Raw genomic sequence first — 6,474 nt, forward strand, 5'->3', positions numbered from 1 at the left:
GCGGTGGATGTGACGTTCCATGAGGTCACGGCCGCGGATGAGGTGTCGGTGCCGATTGGTGCGCCGGTGTGGAACACGCAGGTGTTCGTGTTGGATTCGCGGTTGCGGCCGGTGCCGGTGGGGGTGCCGGGTGAGTTGTACCTGGCGGGTGTGCAACTTGCGAGGGGGTATGTGGGTCGTAGTGATCTGACGTCGGATCGGTTTGTGGCGAATCCGTTCGGTGTCTCGGGTGCGCGGATGTACCGGACCGGCGACCTGGTCACGTGGCGGCCGGACGGCGAGCTGGAGTACATCGGTCGCACTGACTTCCAGGTGAAGTTGCGTGGTCTGCGGATCGAGCTCGGTGAGATCGAGGCGGCCCTGCTCGCCGACGAGCGGGTGGCGCAGTCGGTGGCCATGGTGCGCGCAGACTCGGGTGCGGGCGAGCGGCTGGTGGCCTACGTGGTGCCGGCCGCGGGTGCGGTCGTGGACGTCGAGGAGCTCGAGACCGGGGTCGCGGCGGTGCTTCCGTCGTACATGGTGCCGTCCGTCGTGGTCCTCGAGGCGTTCCCGCTGAACGCATCCGGAAAGCTGGACCGCAAGGCACTGCCGGTCCCCACCTTCGCGCCCCGCGACGCCGTGTTCCGCGCGCCCCGCAGCCTCTCCGAGGAGATCGTGGCCGGGATCTTTGCCGACGTGCTCGGCCTCGGCCGGGTCGGGATCGACGACAGCTTCTTCGAGCTCGGCGGCGACTCGCTCGTCGCCAACCAGGTCGTCTCCCGCGTCGGAGCGGCGTTCGGTGTCCGGCTCGGGGTGCGGACGTTGTTCGAGGCACCGACGGTGCTCGGCCTGGCCGCGCGGGTCGAGGCATTGTCGGATTCGGCAGATGCCCGGCTCGAGCTGGTGGCCCGCCAGCGGCCCGAGGTGATGCCGCTTTCGCTTGCGCAGCAGCGCATGTGGTTCCTCAACCAGTACGACCCGTCCGCTCCCACGTACAACCTGCCCTTCGTGGTGCGACTGGCCGGCCGGGTGGACGCGGCGGCATTGGCGTCGGCGCTGGCCGACGTCCTCGAACGCCACGAGTCCCTGCGCACGGTGTTTCCCGACTCCGAGCACGGGGCGCATCAGGTCCTCGTCCCCACCCACGAGATCGATCTGTCCACCGCTGCCGAACCGGTCACGGAGGACGACCTGCCGCAGCAGCTGGCCCAGTTCGCCGGGGTCGGTTTCGACGTCACGACCCAGATCCCGATTCGCATCCGCGTGTTCGAGGTGACCGGAGCCGCGGCGACCGAGGAGCGTTCCGAGTTCGCTGTCGCGATGGTGGTGCACCACATCGCCGCCGACGGCGTCTCCCTGGCAGTGTTCGCCAGGGATGTCGTGGCCGCCTACACGGCCCGTCGCGAGGGCGAGGTGCCTGCCTGGGCGCCGCTGCCGGTCCAGTACGCCGACTACACCCTGTGGCAGCGCGAACTGCTGGGCTCCGAGGACGATCAGGATTCGTTGTCGGCCAAGCAGATCGACTTCTGGCGGACGCGCCTCGCCGGGCTTCCCGATCAGCTCGACCTGCCGGCGGACCGCCCGCGCCCGGCCATCCAGTCCTTCGAGGGCGGTCGGCTCGGTTTCGAGATCCCGGCGGCCACCTATGAGGCGCTCGGTGGATTCGCCCGCGCGCGGGGAGTCACGCCGTTCATGGTGACCCACGCCGCGCTGAGCGTGCTGCTCTCGCGGCTGAGCGGCACCTCGGACATCGCGGTGGGCACCGTGGTCGCCGGACGTGGCGAGCAGGCGCTGGACGACCTCATCGGCATGTTCGTCAACACGCTGGTGCTGAGGACCGAGGTGGACCCGAACACCTCGTTCGCGGACCTGCTGACCCGGGTGCGCGACGAGGATCTCGCCGCGTTCGGCCATGCCGACGTGCCGTTCGAACGCCTCGTGCAGGTGCTCAACCCGGCCCGATCGACCGCCCGCCACCCGCTCTTCCAGGTGGTGCTGTCTTTCGAGAACATGGACAGGGCCGAGGTCGAGCTGCCCGGCCTGACGGTGTCGGCCGACGAGGTCCGCGTGGACGTGTCGAAGTTCGACCTGCAGCTGACGATCGCGGATCGGTCGCTCGACACCGGCGCTGCCAGGACCGGTGTTGCCGCCGAGTTCATCTATGCGAAGGACCTTTTCGACGAGTCGACGGTCAACGGATTCGCCGAGCGCTTCGTCCGCATCCTCGATGCCGTCCTCGCCGATCCCGGCGCACCGGTCGGTGACGTCGAGATCCTCGACCCCAGCGAGCGTGCGGACTTCTCCGACCGATGGGGTGGCGTGCTGCCCTCCGTGCCGTCGGACCTGCCCGCGCCGCAGACGATGGACCAGATCTTCGCGGCGGCCGCCGTCGTGGACCCCGACGCGATCGCCCTGGTGGGAGCGGGTGGACGGGAGCTGACCTACCGCGAGCTCGACGAGCGGTCCTCACGCCTGGCGCGTGTCCTGATCGCCGAGGGCGCCGGTCCGGAATCCACGGTGGCCGTGGCGATCACCCGATCGATCGAATCAGTGCTCGCGGTCTGGGCAGTGGCGAAGGCCGGTGCCGCGTTCGTGCCGGTCGACCCGAACTACCCCGCCGAGCGCGTCGCGCACATGGTGTCCGACTCCGGTGCGGTGATCGGTGTGACGCTCGGGGAGTTCGCGGGCCGGCTGCCCGGTGCGCTGCGCTGGTTGGCGCTCGATGATGCCGAACTCGTTCGGCGCAGCGCGGACTACTCACCCGCTCCGGTGTCGAACGCCGACCGGACCGCTCCGCTTAGGCTCGAGCACCCGGCCTACGTCATCTACACCTCGGGGTCGACCGGTCGTCCCAAGGGCGTCGTCGTCACCCACCTGGGACTCATGAACGTCGTCGAGCACCAGAAGGTGCACTACCGCCTGGCGCCGAGTTCGCGTTCGCTGCACGTGGCCTCGCCGAGCTTCGACGTCGCGGTCTACGAGGCGCTGATGGCCTTCGGGTCGGCGGCGACCATGGTGATCGTCCCGCCCGGTGTGTTCGGTGGCGTCGAGCTCGCCGAGCTGCTGCGCGATCAGCGGGTCACCCACGCGATGATCACTCCTGGCGCGCTCGCGACGGTGGATCCGAGCGGGCTCGACGACCTCGCGACGCTGATGGTGGCGGGTGAGGCCTGCCCGCCCGAGCTGATGGCGCGGTGGTCGGTGGGTCGCCGCTTCATCAACGCCTACGGTCCGACCGAGTCGACGGTTCTCGCAACCAGCACCGGCGTGCTGTCGGCAGGCGACCTGGTCACGATCGGCGGACCGGTCGCCGGCCTCGGCGCGCTCGTGCTCGACGGCCGGCTGCACCCGGTGCCCGCCGGTGTGGTCGGAGAGTTGTACGTGTCCGGACCCGGCCTGGCGCGAGCCTACCGTGGTCGTCCCGATCTGACGTCCGAGCGTTTCGTGGCCAACCCGTTCGGGGCGCCGGGACAGCGGATGTACCGCACCGGCGACATGGCGCGCTGGACTGCGGACCGGGAGATCGAGTACCTGGGCCGGTCGGACTTCCAGGTGAAGGTCCGGGGGTTCCGGATCGAACTCGGTGAGATCGACGCCGTGCTGGCGGCGCAGCCCGGGGTGGACTTCGCGGTGACCATCGGTCACCAGGGCGCCGGGGGTGCAACCTCGCTGGTGTCCTACCTGTGCGGGGCCGACGGAGTCGACCTCGATGTCGCCGTGATCAGGGAGGCCGCCGCGCAGGTCCTGCCCGCGCACATGGTGCCGTCGTCGATCATGGTCCTCGACGCGATTCCGTTGACCCCGGTCGGCAAGCTCGACCGAAAGGCCTTGCCGGAACCTGTTTTCGAGCTCCGAGCCTTCCGTGCCCCGTCGACGCGGTTCGAGACCATCGTCGCCGAGGTGTTCGCCGAGGTGCTGGGACTCGAGCGGGTCGGTGTCGACGACGACTTCTTCGAGCTCGGCGGCAACTCGCTGATCGGCACCCAGGTGACCGCACGGCTGGGGGCCGCGCTCGACTCGACCATCCCGGTACGGGCGCTGTTCGAGTCGCCGACCGTCTCCGCGCTCGCCGCGCGCGCCGAGTCGTTCCTCGGCGAGCGCAGGACGGCACTGACCGCGGGCGAGCGTCCCGATCGCGTTCCGCTGTCGCCCGCCCAGCAGAGGATGTGGTTCCTCAACCGCTTCGACCCGGAGTCGGTGGCGTACAACCTGCCTCTCGCGATCGCGATGTCGGGCGAGCTGGACGTCGACGCGCTCGAACTGGCCGTCGCGGACGTGATCGGGCGCCACGAGGCGCTGCGGACGATCTACCCGGACGCCGAGTCGGGCGCACACCAGGTGGTCCTCGCGGCCGATGGGGTGGCGCCGACGCTCGCGCCCGTCGCGGTGGAGGAGGGCGACCTGTTCGGTTCGCTCGCCGAGTTCTTCTCGGTCGGGTTCGACGTGACCGAGCAGGTTCCGCTGCGGGTGGTGCTGATGCAGACCTCCGCAACCGAGCACGTGCTGGCGATGGTCGTGCACCACATCAGCGCGGACGGCTGGTCGATGGCACCGCTCGCCCGCGACGTGATGGCCGCGTATGTGGCGCGGGCTGCCGGTGTCGAGCCGGTGTGGTCGCCGTTGCCGGTGCAGTACGCGGATTATGCGGTGTGGCAGCGCGAGGTGCTCGGGTCCGAGGAGGATCCGGCGTCGGTGGTGTCGGCGCAGCTGGGGTACTGGACCGGTGCGCTGGCCGGGTTGCCGGATCAGCTGGATCTGCCGAGCGATCGGCCGCGTCCGGCGGTGGCGTCGTACCGCGGTGCGATGCATCGCTTCTCGATCGATGCCGACCTGCATCGATCGTTGAGTGGGCTGGCGAGTGAGCAGGGCGCGACGCTGTTCATGGTTGTGCATGCGGCGTTGTCGGTGTTGCTGGCCCGGTTGTCAGGCACGTCGGACATCGCGATCGGTGCGCCGGTGGCCGGACGAGGCGAGGCCGCGCTGGACGACCTGGTCGGCATGTTCGTCAACACGCTGGTGCTCCGCACCGAGGTGGACACGGATCGCTCGTTCACCGAGATCCTCTCGCGGGCGCGGGAAACCGATGTGGCTGCGTACGGGAACGCGGACGTGCCGTTCGAGCGATTGGTTGAGGTGCTCAGCCCCGCGCGCTCGCAGGCGCGGCACCCGCTGTTCCAGGTGGTCCTCTCCCTGCAGAACCAGGCCCGCACGGAACTGGAACTGCCGGGCCTCAACATCCGCGCACTCGAGTACGACGAGCAGATCTCCAAGTTCGACCTGCAGCTGAACCTGACCGAGTCGACCGGCGACGATTCCGGGGCGGCCGGTCTGGCCGCCGAGCTGACCTACGCGACCGATCTGTTCGACGCGGAGACGATTCGCGAGTTCGAGCGCCGCTTCGTCGGGGTCCTCACCGCGATCGTGGCCGATCCGGCGGCGCCCGTCGGCGACATCGACCTGCTCGGTGCGGCCGAGCGTGAATGCGTTCTGTCGCAGTGGAACTCGTCCGGTATCGACTCCGGTGTCGAGCGGACGCTGGTGGCAGGGTTCGAGGCGGTCGCGGCCCGCCGCGCCGACTCGGTCGCGGTGCGGTTCGAGGGTGTGTCGCTGACCTACCGGGAGCTCGACGAGCGGGCGAACCGCCTGGCCCGGGTACTGATCGAGGCAGGGGTTGGGCCGGAGTCGCTGGTGGCGGTGGCGCTGCCGCGATCCGCTGACCTGGTGGTCGCGTTGGTGGCCGTGCTCAAGGCAGGCGGTGGGTACCTCCCCGTCGACCCGACCTACCCGGCCGACCGCATCGACTACATGCTCTCCGATGCGGCGCCGGTGTGCGTGGTGACCTGGACCGGTCGCGAGATGGCGCTGCCCTCCGCGCTGCCGGTGATCGAGCTGGACGTCGTGGCACTGGACGCGGTCTCGGCCGCGGCGATCTCGGATACGGACCGTCGTTCTCCGCTGCGGCCGGACAATGTCGCGTACGTGATCTACACGTCGGGTTCGACCGGTCGTCCGAAGGGTGTGCAGGTTCCGCACCGGACCGTCGGTCGCCTCATGTCGAACACCGAGGACCGGTTCGGGTTCGACGAGTCCGATGTGTGGACGATGTTCCACTCGTACGCGTTCGACTTCTCGGTGTGGGAGCTGTGGGGTCCGCTGCTGTACGGCGGCACGCTGGTGGTCGTCGACTACTACACCTCGCGTTCGCCGGAGCAGTTCCTCGAGCTGCTGGCGCGGGAGCGGGTGACGGTGCTCAACCAGACGCCGTCGGCGTTCTACCAGTTGGCCGAGGCCGACCGGCAGTCCGGGGCGGAGCTGTACCTGCGGTACGTGGTTTTCGGTGGCGAGGCGCTCGAGCTGCGTCGCCTGAGTGATTGGTACGACCGGCATCCGGACACCGCTCCGACGTTGGTGAACATGTACGGCATCACCGAGACGACGGTGCACGTGTCGTACCGCGAGATCGATGCGCAGACGGCCGCCGCGGCGTCGGCGAGC

1 protein-coding gene is annotated in these 6,474 nt (G+C 69.5%); it reads left to right on the top strand.

What is annotated here, in order from left to right; all coding sequences use genetic code 11:
- Positions 1-6,474: non-ribosomal peptide synthetase (locus BR31_RS30075; RefSeq protein ID WP_037178305.1), on the top strand; the 6,474-nt coding region annotated here is incomplete at both ends.

Origin of the sequence: Rhodococcus sp. UNC363MFTsu5.1, from assembly GCF_000686785.1 — a bacterium.
Classification (GTDB): domain Bacteria; phylum Actinomycetota; class Actinomycetes; order Mycobacteriales; family Mycobacteriaceae; genus Rhodococcus_G; species Rhodococcus_G maanshanensis.